General features: G+C 32.3%; 18 protein-coding genes and 4 tRNA genes. 11 read left to right on the top strand and 11 right to left on the bottom strand.

All coding sequences use genetic code 11. The features are described 5' to 3' along the window. Nucleotides 1-4: 4 nt before the first annotated feature. The 3 genes from gyrB to dnaA form a co-directional block, all read right to left on the bottom strand. Entirely contained in the window at nt 5-2,314 is a 2,310-nt protein-coding gene (gene gyrB, locus AJ889_RS01895; protein WP_002859723.1) for a DNA topoisomerase (ATP-hydrolyzing) subunit B, read from the bottom strand. 28 nt (nt 2,315-2,342) lie between these two features. Continuing rightward, a complete protein-coding gene (dnaN, locus tag AJ889_RS01890) occupies nt 2,343-3,410 on the bottom strand; it encodes a DNA polymerase III subunit beta (protein ID WP_002934809.1) in 1,068 nt (355 codons plus the stop codon). Between the two features lie 159 nt (nt 3,411-3,569). After that, nucleotides 3,570-4,892 (bottom strand): chromosomal replication initiator protein DnaA, encoded by a 1,323-nt coding sequence (gene dnaA / locus AJ889_RS01885; RefSeq protein ID WP_002934808.1) that lies wholly within the window; start codon nt 4,890-4,892, stop codon nt 3,570-3,572. Between the two features lie 95 nt (nt 4,893-4,987). Between dnaA and ruvC the strand changes: the two genes are divergently transcribed. The 4 genes from ruvC (at nt 4,988) to metA (ending at nt 10,894) form a co-directional block, all read left to right on the top strand. Then, nucleotides 4,988-5,470: a crossover junction endodeoxyribonuclease RuvC gene (gene ruvC, locus AJ889_RS01880; RefSeq protein WP_074484725.1), complete on the top strand. Its 483-nt coding sequence runs from the start codon at nt 4,988-4,990 to the stop codon at nt 5,468-5,470. Between the two features lie 203 nt (nt 5,471-5,673). After that, nucleotides 5,674-8,232, top strand: coding sequence for a flagellar hook protein FlgE (flgE, locus tag AJ889_RS01875; RefSeq protein WP_070293216.1), 2,559 nt, complete (start codon nt 5,674-5,676; stop codon nt 8,230-8,232). A 425-nt stretch (nt 8,233-8,657) separates the two neighbouring features. Next, nucleotides 8,658-9,929 (top strand): O-acetylhomoserine aminocarboxypropyltransferase/cysteine synthase, encoded by a 1,272-nt coding sequence (locus AJ889_RS01865; RefSeq protein WP_002859718.1) that lies wholly within the window; start codon nt 8,658-8,660, stop codon nt 9,927-9,929. 83 nt (nt 9,930-10,012) lie between these two features. Further along, nucleotides 10,013-10,894, top strand: a complete 882-nt coding sequence (metA, locus tag AJ889_RS01860) for a homoserine O-succinyltransferase (RefSeq protein WP_002783526.1) — start codon at nt 10,013-10,015, stop codon at nt 10,892-10,894. Nucleotides 10,895-10,898: 4 nt separating this feature from the next. Here the strand turns inward: metA and AJ889_RS01855 are convergent, their stop codons facing one another. Next, the gene (locus AJ889_RS01855) at nt 10,899-11,498 is read right to left on the bottom strand and encodes an NAD(P)/FAD-dependent oxidoreductase (protein ID WP_070293215.1); all 600 of its coding nucleotides are present in this window, start codon (nt 11,496-11,498) and stop codon (nt 10,899-10,901) included. A gap of 159 nt (nt 11,499-11,657) precedes the next feature. On the opposite strand from AJ889_RS01855, the gene queF reads away from it, so the two are divergent. Further along, nucleotides 11,658-12,041: a preQ(1) synthase gene (queF, locus tag AJ889_RS01850; protein WP_002783530.1), complete on the top strand. Its 384-nt coding sequence runs from the start codon at nt 11,658-11,660 to the stop codon at nt 12,039-12,041. 137 nt (nt 12,042-12,178) lie between these two features. Next, nucleotides 12,179-12,823, top strand: coding sequence for an outer membrane beta-barrel protein (locus AJ889_RS01845; RefSeq protein WP_002866807.1), 645 nt, complete (start codon nt 12,179-12,181; stop codon nt 12,821-12,823). Nucleotides 12,824-12,858: 35 nt separating this feature from the next. Here the strand turns inward: AJ889_RS01845 and AJ889_RS01840 are convergent, their stop codons facing one another. Continuing rightward, nucleotides 12,859-13,488: a hypothetical protein gene (locus AJ889_RS01840; RefSeq protein WP_002853105.1), complete on the bottom strand. Its 630-nt coding sequence runs from the start codon at nt 13,486-13,488 to the stop codon at nt 12,859-12,861. A 319-nt stretch (nt 13,489-13,807) separates the two neighbouring features. Between AJ889_RS01840 and leuA the strand changes: the two genes are divergently transcribed. Genes leuA through leuD form a run of 4 tightly spaced genes read left to right on the top strand, consistent with a single transcriptional unit; the run spans nt 13,808 to nt 18,419 of the window. Continuing rightward, the gene (gene leuA, locus AJ889_RS01835; RefSeq protein ID WP_002873263.1) at nt 13,808-15,343 is read left to right on the top strand and encodes a 2-isopropylmalate synthase; all 1,536 of its coding nucleotides are present in this window, start codon (nt 13,808-13,810) and stop codon (nt 15,341-15,343) included. Continuing rightward, entirely contained in the window at nt 15,340-16,416 is a 1,077-nt protein-coding gene (leuB, locus tag AJ889_RS01830) for a 3-isopropylmalate dehydrogenase (RefSeq protein WP_002860139.1), read from the top strand. The genes leuA and leuB overlap by 4 nt, the downstream gene beginning before the upstream one ends. Continuing rightward, nucleotides 16,403-17,815, top strand: coding sequence for a 3-isopropylmalate dehydratase large subunit (leuC, locus tag AJ889_RS01825; RefSeq protein WP_072233177.1), 1,413 nt, complete (start codon nt 16,403-16,405; stop codon nt 17,813-17,815). Before leuB ends, leuC begins: the two co-directional genes overlap by 14 nt. 1 nt (nt 17,816) lies before the next feature. Further along, nucleotides 17,817-18,419: a 3-isopropylmalate dehydratase small subunit gene (gene leuD / locus AJ889_RS01820; RefSeq protein WP_002853150.1), complete on the top strand. Its 603-nt coding sequence runs from the start codon at nt 17,817-17,819 to the stop codon at nt 18,417-18,419. Here the strand turns inward: leuD and AJ889_RS01815 are convergent. From AJ889_RS01815 to AJ889_RS01800, 4 genes are all read right to left on the bottom strand, one after another. After that, nucleotides 18,399-18,929, bottom strand: coding sequence for a GNAT family N-acetyltransferase (locus tag AJ889_RS01815; RefSeq protein ID WP_002860137.1), 531 nt, complete (start codon nt 18,927-18,929; stop codon nt 18,399-18,401). The genes leuD and AJ889_RS01815 overlap by 21 nt on opposite strands. 27 nt (nt 18,930-18,956) lie before the next feature. Next, a tRNA-Val gene (locus AJ889_RS01810) sits at nt 18,957-19,032 on the bottom strand. Nucleotides 19,033-19,035: 3 nt separating this feature from the next. Further along, nucleotides 19,036-19,111, bottom strand: a tRNA-Ala gene (locus AJ889_RS01805). A gap of 46 nt (nt 19,112-19,157) precedes the next feature. After that, nucleotides 19,158-19,245: transfer RNA gene (locus AJ889_RS01800), tRNA-Ser, on the bottom strand. 134 nt (nt 19,246-19,379) lie between these two features. Here AJ889_RS01800 and AJ889_RS01795 point away from each other — a divergent pair. Further along, nucleotides 19,380-19,456, top strand: a tRNA-Met gene (locus AJ889_RS01795). 13 nt (nt 19,457-19,469) lie between these two features. Here AJ889_RS01795 and AJ889_RS01790 read toward each other — a convergent pair. Together AJ889_RS01790 and rlmN are read right to left on the bottom strand one after the other, a co-directional pair. Next, nucleotides 19,470-19,568 carry a hypothetical protein gene (locus tag AJ889_RS01790; protein WP_002860136.1) on the bottom strand — a complete coding sequence of 33 codons (99 nt, stop codon included), beginning with the start codon at nt 19,566-19,568 and terminating at the stop codon, nt 19,470-19,472. Then, the gene (gene rlmN / locus AJ889_RS01785) at nt 19,565-20,635 is read right to left on the bottom strand and encodes a 23S rRNA (adenine(2503)-C(2))-methyltransferase RlmN (RefSeq protein WP_002934801.1); all 1,071 of its coding nucleotides are present in this window, start codon (nt 20,633-20,635) and stop codon (nt 19,565-19,567) included. The genes AJ889_RS01790 and rlmN overlap by 4 nt, the downstream gene beginning before the upstream one ends. Between the last annotated feature and the right edge of the window lie 18 nt (nt 20,636-20,653).

Raw genomic sequence — 20,653 nt, 5'->3', positions numbered from 1 at the left:
AAATTTACACATCCAAATGCTTTACATCTTTAGCGTGTGCTTGGATATAATCGCGTCTTGGTTCAACCTCATCACCCATAAAGAGATTAAAGGTATCATTTGCACTTTGTGCATCTTCAATAGTGATTTTTAAAAGTCTTCTTACACTTGGATCCATTGTGGTTTCCCAAAGTTGCTCAGGATTCATTTCCCCTAAACCTTTATAGCGTTGTATAGTAGCACCTTTTTTAGCATTGGTTTCAACATCTTCAAGAACTTCTAAAATATCTTTATCAAATTCCAAGCCTCTATCTTTAATCTTATCAAAAATATAATTTGCTTCTTCATATAGTGGATGAGTGAAAAGTTCTTCATTGATCACAAGTTCTTCTAAGCCATTTTGAGTTTGAACGAAAGCTCGAATTTCATTTTCGTTGATATAATGATTTAAGATATTGTGTCCTTGTGTTTCTAAAAATTGTTTGATTACACTAAATAATTCTTCATTATTTCCTTTAACTAAATTTGAATTTTCTATCATATAGCGTATCACAGAAATCACGTTAAAACGCTTTTCAAGATCTTTTAAAATCGCACGATAAGCTGCAACGATTTTTAAATAATCTTTTAAATCATTCATTCCTATACCTTCATAGTTTAAACCTTCTATTCCTGTTTCTATCAGGTATTCGCTCAAAGCTTTTTCATCTTTTAAATAAATTTGCTTTTTAGCTTTTTTATAAAGATATAAAGGTGGTTGTGCTAGATAAATATGTCCATTTGCTACAAGTTCATTCATAAAACGGAAGAAGAAAGTTAAAAGCAAGGTTTGTATATGTGATCCATCAACATCCGCATCTGTCATGATGATGATTTTATGATATCTAAGTTTTGAAAGATCAAAATCTTCACCTATACCACAGCCAAAAGCGGTAATCATATTTTGAATTTGCTCAGATTTTAAAATTTTATCTAGTCTTGCTTTTTCAACATTTAAAATTTTACCACGCAAAGGCAGTATAGCTTGGAAAGATCTTTCTCTACCTTGTTTTGCAGAACCTCCTGCAGAATCCCCTTCCACAAGATAAATTTCACTTTCACTTGGATCTTTACTTTGACAATCAGCTAATTTCCCTGGTAAAGTTCCTACGCTTAAACTTTCTTTTTTACGCGTTAATTCTCTAGCTTTTTTCGCTGCTTCTCTTCCTCTAGCTGCCATTAAGGCTTTGTTCATTATAGCTTTAGCTTCGATAGGATTTTCTTCAAAATATTTAGTCAAATATTCAAAACTTGCTTTTGAAACTATAGGACGCACATAAGTTGAACCAAGTTTTCCTTTGGTTTGTCCTTCAAATTGTGGTTCAGGCACCTTTACACTCACAATAGCGATCAAACCTTCACGCACATCATCACCCGTGATTTTATTATCCTTTTCTCTAGCACTTGCATTTGCTTCTATATAGTTACTTATCACACGAGTTAAACCCATTCTAAAACCAGCTTCGTGTGTTCCACCATCTGGAGTTTTGATATTATTTACAAAAGAGAGTAAATTTTCACTATAAGTATCATTGTAAAGCAAAGCTACTTCAACATTCACATCTTCTTCATCTACGCTAAAGAAAATTGCTTTAGTTAAAGCTTCTTTTTTATTTAAGTCTGTAACAAACTGAGAAATTCCACCTTCAAAGTGAAAACTTTCATGTTTGCCTACGCGGTTATCTTTAAAATTTATAGTGATTTTTGGATTTAAGTATGCAAGTTCACGAAATCTTTTAGCCAAAATTTCATAATCAAATTCAGTCACTTCAAAAATTTGATCATCAGGCCAAAATTCTATAGTTGTTCCTGTTTTTTTACTTTTTCCTATCACACCAAATTCACTGATAACTTTACCTTCTGAAAATTCTTGACGATAAATTTCTCCATTTCTTTCAACTGTAGCTACAAGTTTTTTAGAGAGTGCATTTACAACTGAAACCCCAACACCGTGCAAACCACCTGAAACTTTATAAGTATCTTTATCGAATTTTCCTCCTGCATGTAGGACAGTTAAAACAACAGTTAAAGTTGGCATATTTTCAGTTGGGTGCATATCAACAGGAATACCACGACCATTATCACTAACTATACAGCTTCCTTCAGTAGTGATTTCTACATCTATAGTATCACAATGTCCTGCCATAGCTTCATCGATAGAATTATCCACAACTTCATAAATCATATGATGAAGTCCGCCTATGTTTGTGTCTCCTATATACATACCTGGGCGTTTTCTAACAGCTTCTAGGCCTTTTAGGACTTTAATATTACTCGCACCGTAATTTTCTTGCATATTTTTCCTTTATCTTTTACTTGTTTTATTACAAAATCATAGGCATGATAATCATTGATAGTCCTTGGGATTTGACTATAAATGCTGAATTAGGTTCATTTACACTTAAAGTGAATTTTTCTTCTTCTATAGAAGTTAAGAAATCAAGTAAATATTTGATTTTTATAGTAAGATTAAATTCTTCACTTACTTCTGTTTGAATTTCAAGTTCTGTTTTTGCTTCCATATTGTCTAAACTTATACCTTCAAAGATGATTTTATCTTTGTTAAAATGAAGTTTCATTTTTTCAGTTACAACGCTGATTTTTTTAAGACTATCTATAAAATCTTCAGTTGAAAAACTGAGTTCTTGTTTGAAAGTTTTTGGTATAACTTTTTCATAATCTGGAAATTTATCATTGATAAGTTTTGTAAAGAATTCAAAATTTTCATTTTTAGCGATAAGCATATTTTGATCATAAAAAATTTCTATTTTTTCATAGAAAAGTTTTTGCATTTCCATAATAGCTTTTTTAGGGATACTAAAACTAAATTCTTGATTATTTGTTTTTTCTAAAGTATAGATTGCAAGGCGTTTTGTATCAGTTCCTACGAAGTTAATTTTATCTGTTTTTATATCTAAAAATGCACCATTTAAGGAGTATTTTGGGTTGTTTGTATCAATACTTGGTAATATCTTTTTAAGAGAACGACTTAAGTCACTTGAATCAATGTCAAATTGGTTTTTTCCTTCTGTATTTGGAAAATTTGGAAAATCTTCATGATTAAACATAGGAAGTTTGTATTTTGTGCTTTTTTGTCTTATAAATAAAAAATTATCAATGGTTTCTAAAACAACTTCTTCATTGTTTAAGCTTTTAATAACATCTGCAATACTTTTTGCATTTGCAGTAGCAAAACCACTTGATTCTACGCGGATTTTTTTTATCTTATAGTTGATACCTATTTCATAATCACTAGCTCTAATAAGAAGTTTATCTTCATCAGCATGAAAAAAAAGATGAGAAGTAATGGTGCTTGAGTCTTTTTTTTCTACATAAGCATTACATAAAATCACTGCAGATTCTAAAGTATTTTTATTGATACTTAACTTCATTTTTTCTCCTTGGTTTATTTTAATTTTAAATTCGTTGTAATAATAAGCTTGTTGAAATTGTGAAATTTTTCAAAGCAAAATAATCAAATTTGTATTTTATCATACTTTGCTTAATTTCTTTTTTTCACACTCTAGAATTTATTTTTCACATCCTTTCACTTAACTTTGACTTTTAACAAGAATTTTGTTTTTAAGTTCTTCGATTTTTGCTTTTAAAGAAGCATCATTTTCTATCATTTCTGTGATTTTTTTAACATTATGTGAAATAGCTGTATGATCTTTCATTTCAAAATAATTCGCAAGTTGTGGCATAGTCAAAGCCGTAAGTGCCCTAGCTAGGTAAATCACAATGCGTCTTGCTGTGACTATATTTTGAGTTTTTTTATTGGATTTCACATCGTTTGGTTTGATGTTAAATTCTTTACATACCAAAGATAAAATGTCATCTATAGTGATATTTTCTTTCTTTTCTTTGATATGATCTTTCATCACACTTTTGGCAAGTTCGAGTGTGATTTCTTGTCCTAGTATGGTTGCATAAGCATTTAAACTTATGATGATACCTTCGATTTCTCTTATATTATCCCCTAAAGAAGTAGCGATATAGTTTATGATATCATTAGAAAGATTGATATCGTTAAATTCACATTTTTTTCTTATGATGGCTATTTTTGTATCTAGTTGAGGTGGAGTTATATCAGCTATGATCCCATGTGCAAAACGACTTTTTAAGCGTTCGGTTATACCTTTTAGCATGTTGGGTGGATTGTCTGAAGTCATGATGATTTGCCCGTCATTGTTTTTAATCTCATTAAATATAAAGAAAAATTCTTCTTGAATTTTATCGGTTTTTCCTAAAAACTGCACATCATCTATAAGTAAAACATCGCAGTTTCTATACTTTTCATGAAATTTATCTAAAGAGCCATTTTTTAAATTTGAAGTAAAATCGTTGATAAAATTTTCACTCGTAGCATAAATTACTTTTTTTCCCATTTCTAAGCTTGCATTTCCAACTGCTTGAAGTAAATGTGTTTTTCCAAGTCCTGTAGGCCCATAAACAAAGATAGGATTATAAAGTTTTCCAAGCTTGTCTTTATGTGCTATAGCTTTACATGCTCCATAAGCGTATTTGTTAGAATCCCCCACAACAAAACTTTCAAAAGTAAAAGAAGGATTTAAAATCGTGCTTTGTGCCTTTATATGAGCTATGTCGATTTTTGTGCTTTTGTTATTTTGTTTAGCACTTTGTGCTTGTATATTTATGATGGCTTTATTTCCACTTTGCACTTCATAAAAATGTGCGATTTTTTTACCGTATTTTGTTTGTATGAATTTAGCCATGAGTTCATTTGGAGCGTTAAAAACTAAAAGATCTGCTTTGCTTTGTTTTTCGTTGAATTTTAAATTTGATAAATAGTTTTCGTATTCGTTTTCGCTTAATTCTTTTTTTAAATTTTCAAGTATTTGGCTTGGATTCATAATCTCTCTTTAAATTTTGCATAATGTATAAATTTTATCTTAAATTTTATAAAAAAAGGTTAAAATCCGCTTTTGTATTTTATTTTTCAAAAGGTATGAATTTGAAAATTTTAGGTATAGATCCAGGTTCAAGAAATTGCGGTTATGCTATCATAGAAGCCAACAAAGGAAAAAACATTCTCATAGAAGCAGGACTTATAAAGATAAAGCCAAGTACCTTACAGTATCAAATCACAGAGCTTTGTGAGGGTTTGGACTTGATTTTTAAAAATTATTCTTTTGATGAGGTGGCTATAGAAGATATCTTTTTTGCTTACAATCCAAAAACCGTTTTAAAACTCGCACAATTTCGCGGAGCCCTATCTTTAAAAATTCTTCAAATTCATGGAGATTTTGCAGAATACACTCCCTTACAAGTAAAAAAAGCCGTTACAGGAAAAGCCAAAGCAACTAAAGAACAAGTTGCTTTTATGGTAAAAAGGCTTTTAGGACTGAGTAAAGATATTAAGCCTTTGGATATCACAGATGCTATCGCAGTAGCTTTAACCCATGCAGCAAATTTAAGAGTTAGGGTGTGATTTTAGTAATTTTTATTACACAAAAGCCCAAAGCTTCATAAACTCCCAAAATACCTTTAAATTTTTTCTATAAATTTTTAAAAAATTCATAAAAAATTTCAAAAGTTGGAACAGAACTTGCTTGTAAACTTCACATAAACGCAAAAGTTTTTTAAAGCCAAAGCGTTAAATTTTTTAAAGCAATATTTTATAAAGGATTTAAGATGATGAGATCACTTTGGTCTGGCGTAAGCGGACTACAAGCACATCAAGTTGCGATGGATGTTGAAGGTAATAACATTTCAAATGTTAATACCACTGGTTTTAAATATTCTCGTGCAGATTTTGGGACTATGTTTAGCCAAACTGTGAAAATCGCTACAGCTCCAACTGATGGAAGAGGCGGATCTAATCCACTTCAAATCGGTCTTGGCGTTTCAGTAAGTTCTACAACTAGAATTCATTCTCAAGGTTCAGTTCAAACCACAGATAAAAACACTGATGTGGCTATAAATGGCGATGGTTTTTTTATGGTGAGTGATGATGGGGGGCTTACTCGCTATCTTACAAGGAGCGGGGATTTTAAACTCGATGCTTATGGAAATTTTGTTAATAATGCAGGTTTTGTTGTCCAAGGGTGGAATATCAACTGGGATACTCAAAGTATAGATAGCTCAAGAACTCCGCAAAATATTTTTATCGATCCAGGTATGCATATCCCTGCAGCAAAATCAACCGAAGTAGCTATCAAAGCGAATTTAAATAGTGGTTTAAATATAGGAACAGCAAGTCGTCCTATATATGGACTTGATTCTATACATGGTTTTAATAAAAAAACAGGTGAAACTAAAGATGAAAATGATACAGGAACCACTCAGTTTTATACGACTTCTAAGAATTCTGTAGAAGTAACTGAAAAAGGCGTTGATGCTGGAGCTTTATTTAATGCTAATGGTACAGGTTTAAATTTAAGAGAAGGTCAAGGAATTTGGGTATCTTATGCAGATGCTAAGTTTAGTACAGCTGGAGCTGGAGCTGGAGCAAATCAAGGTAATAATGGTGTTTTTGATCCTAATCAAAAAGTAAATCAAAATCCTGTTATATTTTGGGGACATGAGCAAAAACCTACAACTTTGGATATTACTCTAAATGGAGTTCATATACAGAATACTTCTATAAAAAGCTTAGATGAAGCTATAGCTTATATCAATACCTTTACTGCACCAACGGATACAAGAGATGGAACAGGGGTAAGAGCAGTAAAAAAAGCAGATGGTAGTGGGATTGATTTTATCAATGATAATGCCGATGGCACTACAGATAACATGAAAAATATAGATTTACAAGTTAATCCCAATAATTCAGCTGGAGAACTTATTAATATAAGGGTTACTGGTAATCCCGCAGATTTTGATTGGAATCGTATCAATTTAAGACCCGCTGGTAATCCTATAATACCTGGTAATGGTAGTGCTTGGATAACAGGAACTGCTGCTCAAAATCAAGATAGAATACAAATAGTAACAGCTCATAAATATATTTATAGCTCTACTCCTCAAACTTTACCACCTTTGTATAATCCTGATGGTGGACACACTTGGAATCAGGCAAATATGAATACTCCTGGTACTCCTGAAAATAATTATCAATTAGCTATGAGTGGTTCATTTTTAACTACAACACCAAGGGTTTTTAGAACCACAGAGGACTTAAGAGAGCTTTTACAAAGAGATGCTAGATATGGGGTGGATTATGATGGAAGCGGTGGATTTGAAGTTACAGGTGAAGATGTAAATGAAGGTGTAAGTGTTGTTATTACAGAAAATGGAAATTTTTCTATAGCAAATCCTAATGTTGCAAGTAATCCACCAGCTGGTATTAATAATCTAAATAGAACAACACATAATATAAATTTTAATGTAACAGCCTATAGTAATAAACAAGGAACTGTAAGTACCAATGATGCCTTTACTAAAATTTTTAAAGCTTTTGATGGAGTTTTAACAGTCGGAGGTCAGATCAAAGAAAGTGAGCAACTTAAGCTTTCTGCTTTTTCAGCTGGACTTGAAATTTATGATTCTTTAGGTTCAAAACATACTTTAGAAGTGCAGTTTGTCAAGCAAAGTACCACTCAAGATGGGGGTAATGAATGGCAAATGATCATCCGTGTACCCGAACCTGCTGAGATTAACACTACAGGTGAAGGACCAAACAATATTGTTGTAGGAACAGCAAGATTTAACAATGATGGCTCTTTGGCTAGTTATAATCCTAAAACTTTAAATTTTTCACCAAATAACGGTGCTGCACCAAATCAACAAATCAAACTTTCCTTTGGAACAAGTGGAAGCAATGACGGCCTTGTAAGCTCAAATTCTGCTTCAACTCTAACAGGACAGGCAACCGATGGTTATACTTCAGGCAACTTAAAACCTGATGCTATCCGTGTGGATGACAAAGGTAATATCTTAGGCGAATTTACTAATGGTAAAACCTTTGCTGTAGCAAAAATAGCGATGGCTTCAGTAGCAAATAACTCAGGTCTTGAAGAAATCGGTGGAAATCTTTTCAAAGTCACTGCAAATAGTGGGGCTATAGTAGTAGGTGAAGCAGGAACAGGAGGTCGTGGTGAGATGAAAACCTCAGCTCTTGAAATGTCAAATGTGGATTTAAGTCGTTCTTTAACAGAACTTATCATCATCCAAAGAGGTTATCAAGCAAACTCTAAAACCATTTCAACGAGTGATCAAATGCTTCAAACTCTAATCCAGCTTAAACAATAATTTAAGCTTAGTATTCTATAAAATATTGTTTTTTGTTCCCTTTAAGGGAGCAAGCCTTGCTTTGCAAGCCTATCTTGGTAGTCTTGTAATACTAGGCTTAGGCTTGAACTGCCTTCAATTTATTGCTAACTCACTCTTGCTAGGGGTGAGTTGCAATAAAATTTTAAGCAATGTGATATAAATTTTTTAAATTTTAATTTTAATTTTATTTTTTAAAGATAGAATAATCAATAATTTTTTAGAAAGGAGAAAAAATGTCTTATATTAGTTTTAACTTAATGCTTTCTTCTTTCTGTATGCGTGCTTGGCACGCTTAATCTACTCGTATATACTCATATTCTATAAATTTACATTTTCAAATAGCCTAGTTTAAAGCCGATAAAAAGCTTTTTAACATTTTTTCATTGATACAATAAGGATAAAAAATGAATTTCAATAAAGAAACTTTAGCATTACACGGAGCTTATAATTTTGATACTCAAAGAAGTATTAGTGTGCCTATATATCAAAACACTGCGTATAATTTTGAAAATTTGGATCAAGCTGCAGCAAGGTTTAATCTTCAAGAACTTGGCAATATTTACTCAAGACTTAGCAATCCTACAAGCGATGTTTTAGGACAAAGACTTGCTAATGTCGAAGGAGGGGCTTTTGGAATTCCTGTTGCTAGCGGTATGGCAGCTTGTTTTTATGCTCTTATCAATTTAGCAAGTTCGGGAGATAATGTCGCGTATTCGAACAAAATTTATGGTGGGACTCAAACTTTAATTTCTCACACACTTAAAAATTTTGGCATAGAAGCTAGGGAATTTGATATCGATGATTTAGATAGCTTGGAAAAAGTTATAGATCAAAACACAAAAGCGATTTTTTTCGAAAGTCTTTCAAATCCTCAAATTGCCATAGCTGATATAGAAAAAATAAGCCAAATAGCAAAAAAACATAAAATCGTTAGCATTTGTGATAATACCGTTGCTACTCCTTTCTTACTCCAACCTTTTAAACATGGCGTGGATGTAATCGTGCATAGTTTAAGTAAATATGTAAGCGGTCAAGGCAGTGCTTTGGGTGGAGCACTTATAGAAAGAAAAGATTTAAACGACTTGCTTAAAAATAACGATAGATATAAAGCTTTTAACACTCCTGATCCAAGTTATCATGGACTGAATTTAAATACACTTGATTTGCCGATTTTTAGTATTAGAGTCATCATCACTTGGCTTAGAGATCTAGGAGCTAGCTTAGCACCTCAAAATGCTTGGTTACTTTTACAAGGACTTGAAACCTTGGCAGTGCGTATAGAAAAACACAGTCAAAATGCTGAAAAAGTTGCGAATTTTTTAAATTCTCATCCTGATATCAAGGGCGTAAATTATCCTACTTTAGCAAGTAATGCTTATCATAATTTATTTAAAAAATATTTTGATAAAAATTTTGCTAGCGGGCTTTTAAGCTTTGAAGCTAAAGATTATGAGCATGCTAGAAGAATTTGTGATAAAACTCAACTTTTCTTACTTGCTGCAAATTTGGGTGATAGCAAGTCTTTGATCATCCATCCTGCTTCTACTACTCATTCGCAACTAAGCGAAGAAGAACTCCAAAAAGCAGGCATTACGAAAGCTACTATACGCTTAAGCATAGGACTTGAAAATAGCGATGATTTGATAGCGGATTTAAAACAAGCTATAGAAAGTTAAAAGTGTGTTTGCATTGAGTGGAATGAGATAAAAATTCCACCATGCTTTATCATAAATAAGGTTTATTAAATAAAGGAGAAAAAATGCCACTGATTATTCCAGAAAATATACCCGCTTATGAGCTTTTAAAAGAGCATGCTTTTATCATGGGATTAAGGAGAGCAAAGCATCAAGATATCAGGCCGCAAGAAATTTTGATTGTCAATCTTATGCCAAAAAAAATTGAAACAGAAAATCAAATTCTAAGCTTACTTGCAAATTCTCCTTTGCAAGTAAATATCACACTTTTAGCCACGACTAGCTATGTGGGTAAAAATACTCCTTTTACTCATTTGGAAAAATTTTACAAGGGTCTTGAAGAGGTTAAAAAACATAAATTTGACGGTGCTATCGTTACGGGAGCTCCTGTGGAACAAATGGATTTTGAAAAGGTTGCTTACTGGGAAGAATTGCTAGAAATTTTTGATTTTTTAAAGCAAAATGTAACGAGTTCTATGTATATTTGTTGGGGTGCCATGGCTGCTTTAAAATACTTTTATGGTGTGGATAAAATCTCTTTAGATAAGAAAATTTTTGGAGTCTATAAGCATGATAAAGTTTCGCCTGATCTGCTTTTAACAAATTTAGATGAAAAGGTTTTAATGCCTCATTCAAGACATTCTAGCATGGATGAAGAGCAAATTTTAGCACTACAAAAACAAGGGAAATTAAAAATTTTGCTTAGAAATAAAAAAATCGGTTCGGCTTTATTAAGAGATGAAAAGAATATTTTTATTTTAGGGCATTTGGAATATTTTAAAGAGACTTTACATCAAGAATATGTAAGAGATAATTTCATACAAAAAGCTAAAAATTATTATGATAAAAAGGGCAATATAAAATACAATTGGCGTTCAAATGCAAATACCATTTTTGCAAATTGGCTCAATTATGATGTGTATCAAAGCACACCTTTTGTGCTTTGATGATTTAAACTCTTGTAGTAGGTGTATCGTGATATACGCTTACTGCACCTTTGATATCGCTTAAAATCGCGCAAGCTGCTTCATTGGCACTTCCCATCGCGCAAGCTACCATAGTCGTAACACCTGAAGCAAGTCCTGCTGCGTAAATTCCTTCTTTGATAATCTGTCTCCCGTGATGTTTGAAGCAAAATTTGTTTGGTTTTGGTATAAGCTCATGCGGTATTACAAAATCTTCAAGTTCTTTGATATCGCTTTTGTTTGCCCCTGTTGCTACGATGATATAATCTGCTTTTATACCCAAGCCTTGCTCATCATTAACAGTAAAATCTCCTTTTTCTCCGCTTATGCTTACTACTTTTGAATCGATGTATTTTACTTCGAGCATAGAAGCAATTTGTGCTTTTATGTGAGTGTAAATTTCATCTGCTTTTGCACCTTTTGGGAAAAAAGGAACATTGTAAATTGCTGCTGCTTTTAAATCTGCTTTACCCTCATCAAAAACAGTGATATCAAAGTCAAGTTCTTCATTTTTAGCTGAAGTGAAAAATAAAGCCGCGCTAAGTCCTGCGATGCTACCGCCTATAATTGCAATTGATTTTCTCATTTTTCTCCTTTTGAAAGATTTGCCTTATTCTAGTATAAAAAGCTTTATTTAATATAATATTTGTCTTTTTTATGCAATTTGCTAAAAATGTTTATTTTTCAATTGCTCTAAAAGTAATTTTTTATATAATTTTCTAAAAATTTTCAATAAGGAAAGCTCATGCGTTATGGTGAAAAAGAAATCAAAGAATTTGATGTAGAAAATATGGAAATTTGGCCAAATGATGCCAAAAATGACTATATCATTAAAATCACTTTGCCTGAATTTATGTGTTGTTGTCCGCGTTCGGGTTATCCTGACTTTGCGACGATTTATCTTGAGTATATGCCTAATAAATTTGTGGTTGAGCTTAAGGCGATAAAACTTTATATCAATACTTTTATGTATAGAAATGTTTCACATGAAGCAAGTATCAATGAAATTTATAATACTTTAAAAGATAAATTAAAACCAAAATGGATTAAAGTTGTGGGGGATTTTAACCCGCGTGGAAATGTGCATACGGTGATAGAATGTCGTAGCGATATGGTAGTGCCAAAATAATATTTAAGTAAAATATTAACATATTTTTATGTAAAGATTAAGTATTTTATAAAAAATTCTTATTTAATCTTTGAAGAATATATAATATAAAAAGATCTAAATTTTTTAGATCGAATTTTATTATAAGGAGTTAGGTTATGAATAAAAAATTATTAAGCATTATCGCAAGTGCTACTTTGTTTTCAAATTTGGCTTTAGCAGATGAGAATTCTGGTTTTTTTATAGGTGCTGATGCAGCTTGGATGCATGCTCAAGTAAAAAGTGAGTTAAAACATAAGAATACAAAGCAAAATTTTAATGGAGATATTTCAGGTAATATACCATCGTTTGGTCTAAAACTTGGATATCGTTTAAATGAAAATCATAGAATTTATGCTGGTTATAATTATTCTGATGAATTTAGTGATTTTATCAAAACTCCTAAAATTCAAATCGAAGGTGATTTTACTACACATAAATTTTTAACAGGTTATGATTTTACTCCTAAGCTTTTTGAAAAAACCAGAGCTGTTTTAGGTGTGTATGGAGGATATGCAAGAACAGATCTTACCTTAAAAACAAGCTTTTTATCTTTGTCGCAAAATTTTGACGGTTATTTTTATGGAGCGAAAATAGGTGCTTTATATGATTTGACACCACATAATGAAATAGAATTAGGCTTTAAAGCAGAGCAAATTCATTATAATTCTAGAAATTTTTATCAAAATAAAGTGGGTTCAAACTTTTACGATCCTAAACAAACAAATTATGGTGTATATTTAGGATATAATTATAAATTTTAATCTAATGCAAGTTTTTATAACTTGCATTAATGAAATCAACCTCCACCGATAAAGTATTTTTCAACATCATCAAGTAGTTTTTCACAAATTTGAGAATCTGTATTTTTTTCTACTACAAGATTGATATAAGTTTTAGTATCTCTGAAACTTCCTGCTGATTTTGAATTTTCACGAGTGAGTTTTTGATTCTCTTTAGTATATTCTATAGTGATGTTAAATTTTAGAGCAGCACTTGCTTCACCTAAATTCGTTTTTACTACCACATTCATTTTAGAAGCTTTAGCAAGTGTAGCTTGGGTTTTGTTTATGATCTCTTTAAAGCGTTGGCAAGATCGTATAAGTGTAGCGATAAATTTGTTATCAAGTCCTTCATAAGCTACTTTGAGTTTATTTTTGATATCTTTTGTACTTTCTTTTTCAGGGGCAACAAAAACCATATAAAAACCATTTTTTATAGTCACATTGTCTGTTTTTACATCGCGTCCACTTGACATAACTTTAACATAAATGGCATTATCAAGATAAACACGATCTACCATAGGCCCATAAATTTCGTATTCTTTTTTTCGGACTATGACTTCACGAGCTAGGACATTTAATTTCACATTGGCTTCGTGGATAACAGGTTCCATTTCTTTTTTAATCTCTAAGAGTTCTTTTAACATCAACTTCCTTTTTGTTACTTAAAATTACAATTATATCAATAATTTTCTTAATTTAAGAATTTTACAAACACATTTACTAAAAATATGATACATTAAGTATTAATTTTAACAAAGGAGGAAAAGATGAAACAAATTTTTGAAATTTCAAATTCAGTCCAACAAAAAAGTAAAGACAATACTTTTAATCTGCTACTGCAACTCTCACTCTAAAACTCAATTTTATTTTTAATCATTTTTTACATTTTTAATTTTTTATCATTGTTGTTAAGTTTTTGAATTTTTAATTCATTCAGTCTGTTTGGTTTTAAAGGATTAAATCATGAAAGATAATAAAATCATAATCTTTGATACCACTTTACGTGATGGAGAACAAGCTTTAGGTAGTTCTTTAGGTATCAATCAAAAATTACAAATTGCATTAGCGCTTGAAAATTTAGGCGTAGATGTTATAGAAGCAGGTTTTCCGGTATCTTCACAAGGGGATTTTAAAGCGGTGCAAAAGATCGCTTCTAAGGTGAAAAACTCAACTATTTGTGCACTTTCTAGAGCATTGGATAAAGATATAGATATGGCTTATGAAGCTTTAAAAGTGGCAAAGCATTTTAGAATTCATACTTTTATAGCCACTTCGACTTTGCATATGCAAGATAAATTAAAAAAAGATTTTGATGAAATTTTGTCTATGGCAAAAAGAGCGATTATAAGAGCAAGATCTTATACTGATGATGTAGAATTCTCATGCGAAGATGCAGGAAGAACTCCGATAGATAATCTTTGTTTTATGGTGGAAAATGCGATAAAAGCAGGCGCTAAAACTATAAATATCCCAGATACCGTAGGCTATACCTTGCCAAGTGAATTTGCTAATATCATCAAAATTTTATTTAACAAAGTGCCAAATATAGACAAAGCTATCATTTCTGTGCATTGTCACAATGACTTAGGTATGGCAACGGGCAATAGTTTAAGTGCTATTTTACAAGGTGCAAGACAGATAGAGTGCACTATAAATGGACTTGGCGAAAGGGCGGGTAATTGTGCTTTAGAAGAAGTGGTTATGGCGATAAAAACTAGGAAAGATTATTTAAAAGGTTTTTATACTGATATTAAATGTGAAAATATCTTTAAAACTTCAAAATTAGTTTCAGCTATCACTAATGAAAGTATACCTTCGCATAAAGCTATAGTGGGTAGCAATGCGTTTTCTCATAGTTCAGGCATTCATCAAGATGGAGTGCTTAAAAATAGGCAAACTTACGAGATCATAAGCCCTAGTGCCATAGGAATTCATGAAAATCGTATGTTAATGACGGCAAGAAGTGGAAGGGCTATGATAAAAACTTGCCTTGAAAATTTAGGCTATGATGAAAATACTTATAATTTAGATGATGTTTATGAGCGTTTTTTACGCCTTGCGGATAAAAAGGGTCAAGTGTATGATTATGATTTGGAAGCTTTGATGTTTTTAAGCTATGAAAATGAAGAAGAAAATAAATTTATACTTGAAAAATTAAGCGTGATTAGTGGCAATATCCCAACTGCTTGTGTTTGTATGCGTATCAAAGAAGAGTTAAAAACTGAAGCTTGCACAGGAAATGGTCCTGTTGAAGCAGTTTTTAACTGCATTGCTAGGATAACGAATTTAAAGCCTGCGCTAAAAGCTTATAGTATCAATGCAAAAAGTTCAGGGGTAGATGCTCAAGGACAAGTGGATGTGGATTTGGAATTTAAAGGGAGAAAATTCCATGGAAAAGGAATTTCAACAGATGTTATAGAAGCTTCAGCACAAGCTTTTGTGAGTGCTTACAATGCGATTTATCGCTCTTTAAAAGTAGAAGAAAGGAAAATGGCATGAAAACTTATAAAGTAGCTGTCTTAGCAGGAGATGGTATAGGGCCTTTGGTAATGAAAGAGGCTTTAAAAATTTTAACTTTTATCGCGCAAAAATACAATTTTAGTTTTGAATTTAATGAAGCTAAAATAGGCGGTGCAAGTATAGATGCTTATGGAGTGGCTTTAAGTGATGAAACTTTAAAGCTTTGTGAGCAAAGTGATGCGATTTTATTTGGCTCTGTGGGTGGGCCTAAGTGGGATAATTTGCCCATAGATCAAAGACCTGAAAGAGCCTCGCTTTTGCCTTTAAGAAAGCATTTTAATTTGTTTGCAAATTTGCGTCCTTGTAAAATTTATGAAAGTTTAACTCATGCTTCACCTTTAAAAAATGAGATTATCCAAAAAGGAGTGGATATTTTATGTGTTAGAGAGCTTACAGGTGGGATTTATTTTGGCAAGCAAGATTTAGGCAAGGAAAGTGCGTATGATACTGAAATTTACACTAAAAAAGAGATAGAAAGGATAGCCCATATCGCTTTTGAAAGTGCAAGAATAAGAAAGAAAAAAGTGCATTTAATCGACAAGGCGAATGTTTTAGCAAGTTCTATTTTGTGGCGAGAAGTGGTGGCAAATGTTGCAAAAGATTATCAAGATATAAACTTAGAGTACATGTATGTGGATAATGCTGCGATGCAGATTGTAAAAAATCCTAGCATTTTTGATGTTATGCTTTGTTCAAATCTTTTTGGTGATATTTTGAGCGATGAGTTAGCTGCCATTAATGGATCTTTGGGTTTGTTAAGTTCAGCAAGTTTAAACGATAAAGGTTTTGGACTTTATGAGCCAGCAGGTGGAAGTGCACCTGATATAGCTCATTTAAATATAGCTAATCCCATAGCTCAAATTTTAAGTGCGGCTTTGATGTTAAAGTATAGTTTCAAAGAAGAACAAGCCGCACAGGATATAGAAAATGCTATATCTTTGGCATTGGCACAAGGAAAAATGACTAAGGATTTAAATGCTAAGTCGTATTTAAATACCGATGAAATGGGGGATTGTATTTTAGAAATTTTAAAGGAGAATAATAATGGCTAAAACTTTATATGAGAAAGTCTTTGATGCTCATGTGGTTTATGAAGGCAAAAACGAACTTCCTATACTTTATATCGATAGACATTTAATCCATGAAGTAACAAGCCCTCAAGCATTTTCAGGGCTTAAAATGGCTAAGCGTAGAATGGCAAGAGCGGATTTAACTTTGGCTACCATAGATCATGATGTTTCAACTAAAAGTGTGGATTTAAATGCTTGTTCTGATATGGCAAAAGAGCAAATTACAACTTTGATGCAAAATACTAAGGAATTTGGAGTAAGGCTTTTAGGACTTGGAGATAAAAATCAAGGCATAGTTCATATAGTAGGTCCTGAGCTTGGCTTTACTTTACCTGGGGTTACTTTAGTTTGTGGGGATTCTCATACGGCAACACATGGGGCTTTTGGAGCTTTAGCCTTTGGTATAGGCACGAGTGAAGTAGAGCATGTCATGGCAACGCAAACTTTAAAACAAGCCAAACTTAAAACTATGAAAATCGAATGTAAAGGGCAGTTTCAAAAAGGCGTTTATGCTAAGGATTTGATTTTGTATTTGATCGCACAATACGGCACAGCAAAAGGCACAGGTTATGCTATAGAATTTTGTGGAGAACTTATAAAAAATTTAAGCATGGAAGCTAGAATGACTCTTTGTAATATGGCTATAGAATTTGGAGCTAAAGTAGGTATGATAGCTCCTGATGAGATCACTTTTGAGTATATTAAGGGAAAGGAATTTGCACCTAAAGGAGAAGAATTTCAAAAGTATTGCGAGTATTGGAAGAGTTTAAGAAGCGATGAAGGAGCAAAATATGATGAGAGTATTACTCTAGATGTAAGCAAGATAAAACCACAAATTAGCTATGGAACAAATCCTTCGCAAGTGATTGGTATAGATGAAAAAATTCCAAAAATAAGTGATTTTAAAAATCAAAGTGAGCAAAAATCTTTGCTTGATGCTTTATCTTATGTAAATTTAGAGCAAGATCAAGTTATAGAAGGGGTAAAAATCGACATTGTATTTATAGGATCTTGCACAAATGGGCGTTTAGAAGATCTTAAAATAGCCGCTGATATCTTAAAAGGGCGCAAAATTCATAAAAATGTTAAAGCTTTAATCGTGCCTGGTTCAATGCAAGTAAGAAAAGAAGCTGAAAATTTAGGACTCGATAAGATTTTTATCGAGGCAGGGTGTGAGTGGAGATATGCAGGGTGTTCTATGTGTCTTGGTATGAATGATGACAAAGCAAATTCAGGTCAAAGAGTTGCTTCAACTTCAAATCGTAACTTTGTAGGCAGACAAGGTAAAGGTTCTATCACTCATTTGATGAGTCCTGCAAGTGCGGCAGCTTGTGCCATAGAAGGTGTTATTTGTGATAATAGAAAGTATTTAGGAGTTTAATATGCAAAAATTTATTATACATAAAGGTATAGCTTGTCCTTTAGAATATGCCAATATAGACACAGATCAAATTATACCTAAGCAATTTTTACTTGCAGTGTCTAAGCAAGGTTTTGGCAAGCATTTGTTCCATGATTTGCGTTATTTAGATGATAAAGAAAGTGTTTTAAATATGGATTTTAATCTCAATAAAAAAGAATATCAAAATAGCTCTATTTTGGTGAGTTTTGAAAATTTTGGTAGTGGCTCTTCAAGAGAGCATGCGCCTTGGGCTTTGGTTGATTATGGTATTAGAGCTATTATCGCACCTTCTTTTGCGGATATTTTTAAAAACAATGCCTTAGGAAACGGTTTGCTCACTATAGAACTTGCTAAAGATGAGGTTTTGGAAATAGTTGATGAGTTAAAAAAATCCCAAGATAAAAATATAGAAATTTCTTTGTTGGAAAAAAGAGTATTTTTTAAAGATAAGATTTTTTCTTTTGATTTAGATGATTTTCACAGAATTTGTCTTTTGGAAGGGCTTGATAATATAGCTTTAACTTTAAAACATGAAGCACAAATCAAAGCCTATGAAAAAAACTCAAAAAGCTTTTTGGTTTAGAATTTTTTCATAAGCTAAAAAAGGATCTTGGTAATTAGGTATGTCAAAGTTTCCACAAAAATTAAAATCAAGCTTTTTAAAAAGCGAATTCATAGGAAAATTTTTACTATGAGTATCTGCTCTTAAACTTACCTTGTGATTTTCCAAGGCAAAATTTTCGCAAAAATTTAAAAGTTTTTGTGCTACGCCTTTGCCTTTTGCATTTTGTTTGACAGCTAAACGGTGTAGATAAAAGGCTTTATCATCATAATTTTTGTTAAAAATAACTTGTTTGTAAAATTCAGGTTCAAATTTTTCATTGATACAGATAAAGCCTAAAATTTCATCATTTTCTTTAAACACATAAAGTTCTTGTGCTTGTATATCTTCTTGAAAAACTATTTCATTGGGATAATTCTCATCCCATTGGTGAAAATTCATAGTTTTCATAGCATTTAAAGCATCTTTTGTGATTTCAAGTATAGAATTTAAATCTTTATGGATGGCTTTTTGTATGATAGTGTTTTGCATGATAATCCTTTGTATAAGGAAGGGTGATGGTGGCTCCGATTGGACTTGAACCAACGGCCACTACCATGTCAAGGTAGTGCTCTACCAGCTGAGCTACGGAACCATATGGTGGAGCATAGCGGGTTCGAACCGCTGACCCCAACGCTGCCAGCGTTGTGCTCTCCCAGCTGAGCTAATGCCCCAAATGAAGTTTGTATTATAACTTAGTTTGCCTTAAAGTTTATTTGATGGCAGACAGGAAGGGATTCGAACCCTCGAAAGCTTGCACTTTACACGCGTTCCAGGCGTGCTCCTTCAACCGCTCGGACACCTGTCTATGAAATAAAGCGTTCATTATATCTATAAAAGCTTTAAAAATAAAGAAATTTTTTAAATATTGAAAATAAAATTATTTTTTTAAAAATCAGAAAATTTTTAGTAAAAAGTAGTATAATTATATTTTTATTTTTAGTCAGGGTAGCTCAGCTGGTTAGAGCGCTGGTCTCATAAGCCGGAGGTCGGGAGTTCAAGTCTCCCCCTTGACACCATTAAGTGTAATAATTATTTTTTTTCTTTTGTTACTACAAAAACAATTCCACCAAAACCTATAATTACAACAGTTGTTATAAAAATGATTTCGAAAATATCTAGCATTGTCATTGTTCTTTTGCCCTTTCTTTAAGCTGTCCACAAGCAGCTGAGATATCAAGTCCTTTACTTTCTCTTATAGTACAAGTTACACCTTTATTACTTAGTAAATCTTGGAATTTAATCGCATTTTCTAAACTAGGGCGTTTATATAAACTTCCTTCATGTGGATTAAAGAGTATTAAATTCACTTTAGCTTTAATGCCATTTAAAAGCTTGACTAATTCTTTAGCGTGTTCAAGCTTATCATTGATACCATCAATTAAAAGATATTCAAACATTACCCTTTTTCTTTGATCTATAGGAAATTCACGCACCGCATCCATAATCGCAGCGATATTATAAGCTTTATTGATAGGCATAAGTTCGGTTCGAAGCTCATCATTAACCGCATGCAATGATATAGCAAGTAAAACACCTAAATTCATTTGACCTAATTCTTTGATTTGTTTTGCCAAACCGCTAGTACTGATGGTTTGACGGCGAGGACTTATAGCAAGTCCCTCATTTTGCGCTAAAATTTTTACCGCTTTAGAAACATTTTTAAGATTATCCAAAGGCTCGCCCATACCCATATATACTATATTTACACGGCGTTCATAAGGGATATTGTTTTGTTTTTTGATCCATAAAATTTGTCCGACTATCTCACCTGCACTTAAATTTCTTTTCAAACCACCCTTGGCAGTAAGACAAAAACTACATCCACTTTTACAACCTACTTGAGAAGAAACACAGATAGTATATCTCGCATGAGAAATTCTTTTGCCTTCTGCGTCTATTTTTTCTTCTTTCATAGGCAAAAGCACACTTTCTATCCTTAAACCATCAACGAGTTCAAAAAGATATTTTATACTTCCATCTTTACTTTGCTCATTTTTAACACATTTTACAGGAGAGAGATGAAAATTTTGCGCAAGTTCTAAACGTAGATCTTTTGGTAAATTTGACATATCGGAAAAATTATTGGCGTATTTTTGATAAATCCATTGATAAATTTGTTTCACGCGAAACATCGGTTTGATTTTTTCTCCTAATTCTTCAGGTAAAAAATCTAAAATATTAACAAGCTCTTTCAAAAGTATTTTCCTTTTTTG

The sequence above is a fragment of the Campylobacter sp. BCW_6468 genome (assembly GCF_001762865.1).
Classification (GTDB): domain Bacteria; phylum Campylobacterota; class Campylobacteria; order Campylobacterales; family Campylobacteraceae; genus Campylobacter_D; species Campylobacter_D jejuni.
This window is presented reverse-complemented; position numbering and strand designations above follow the sequence as displayed.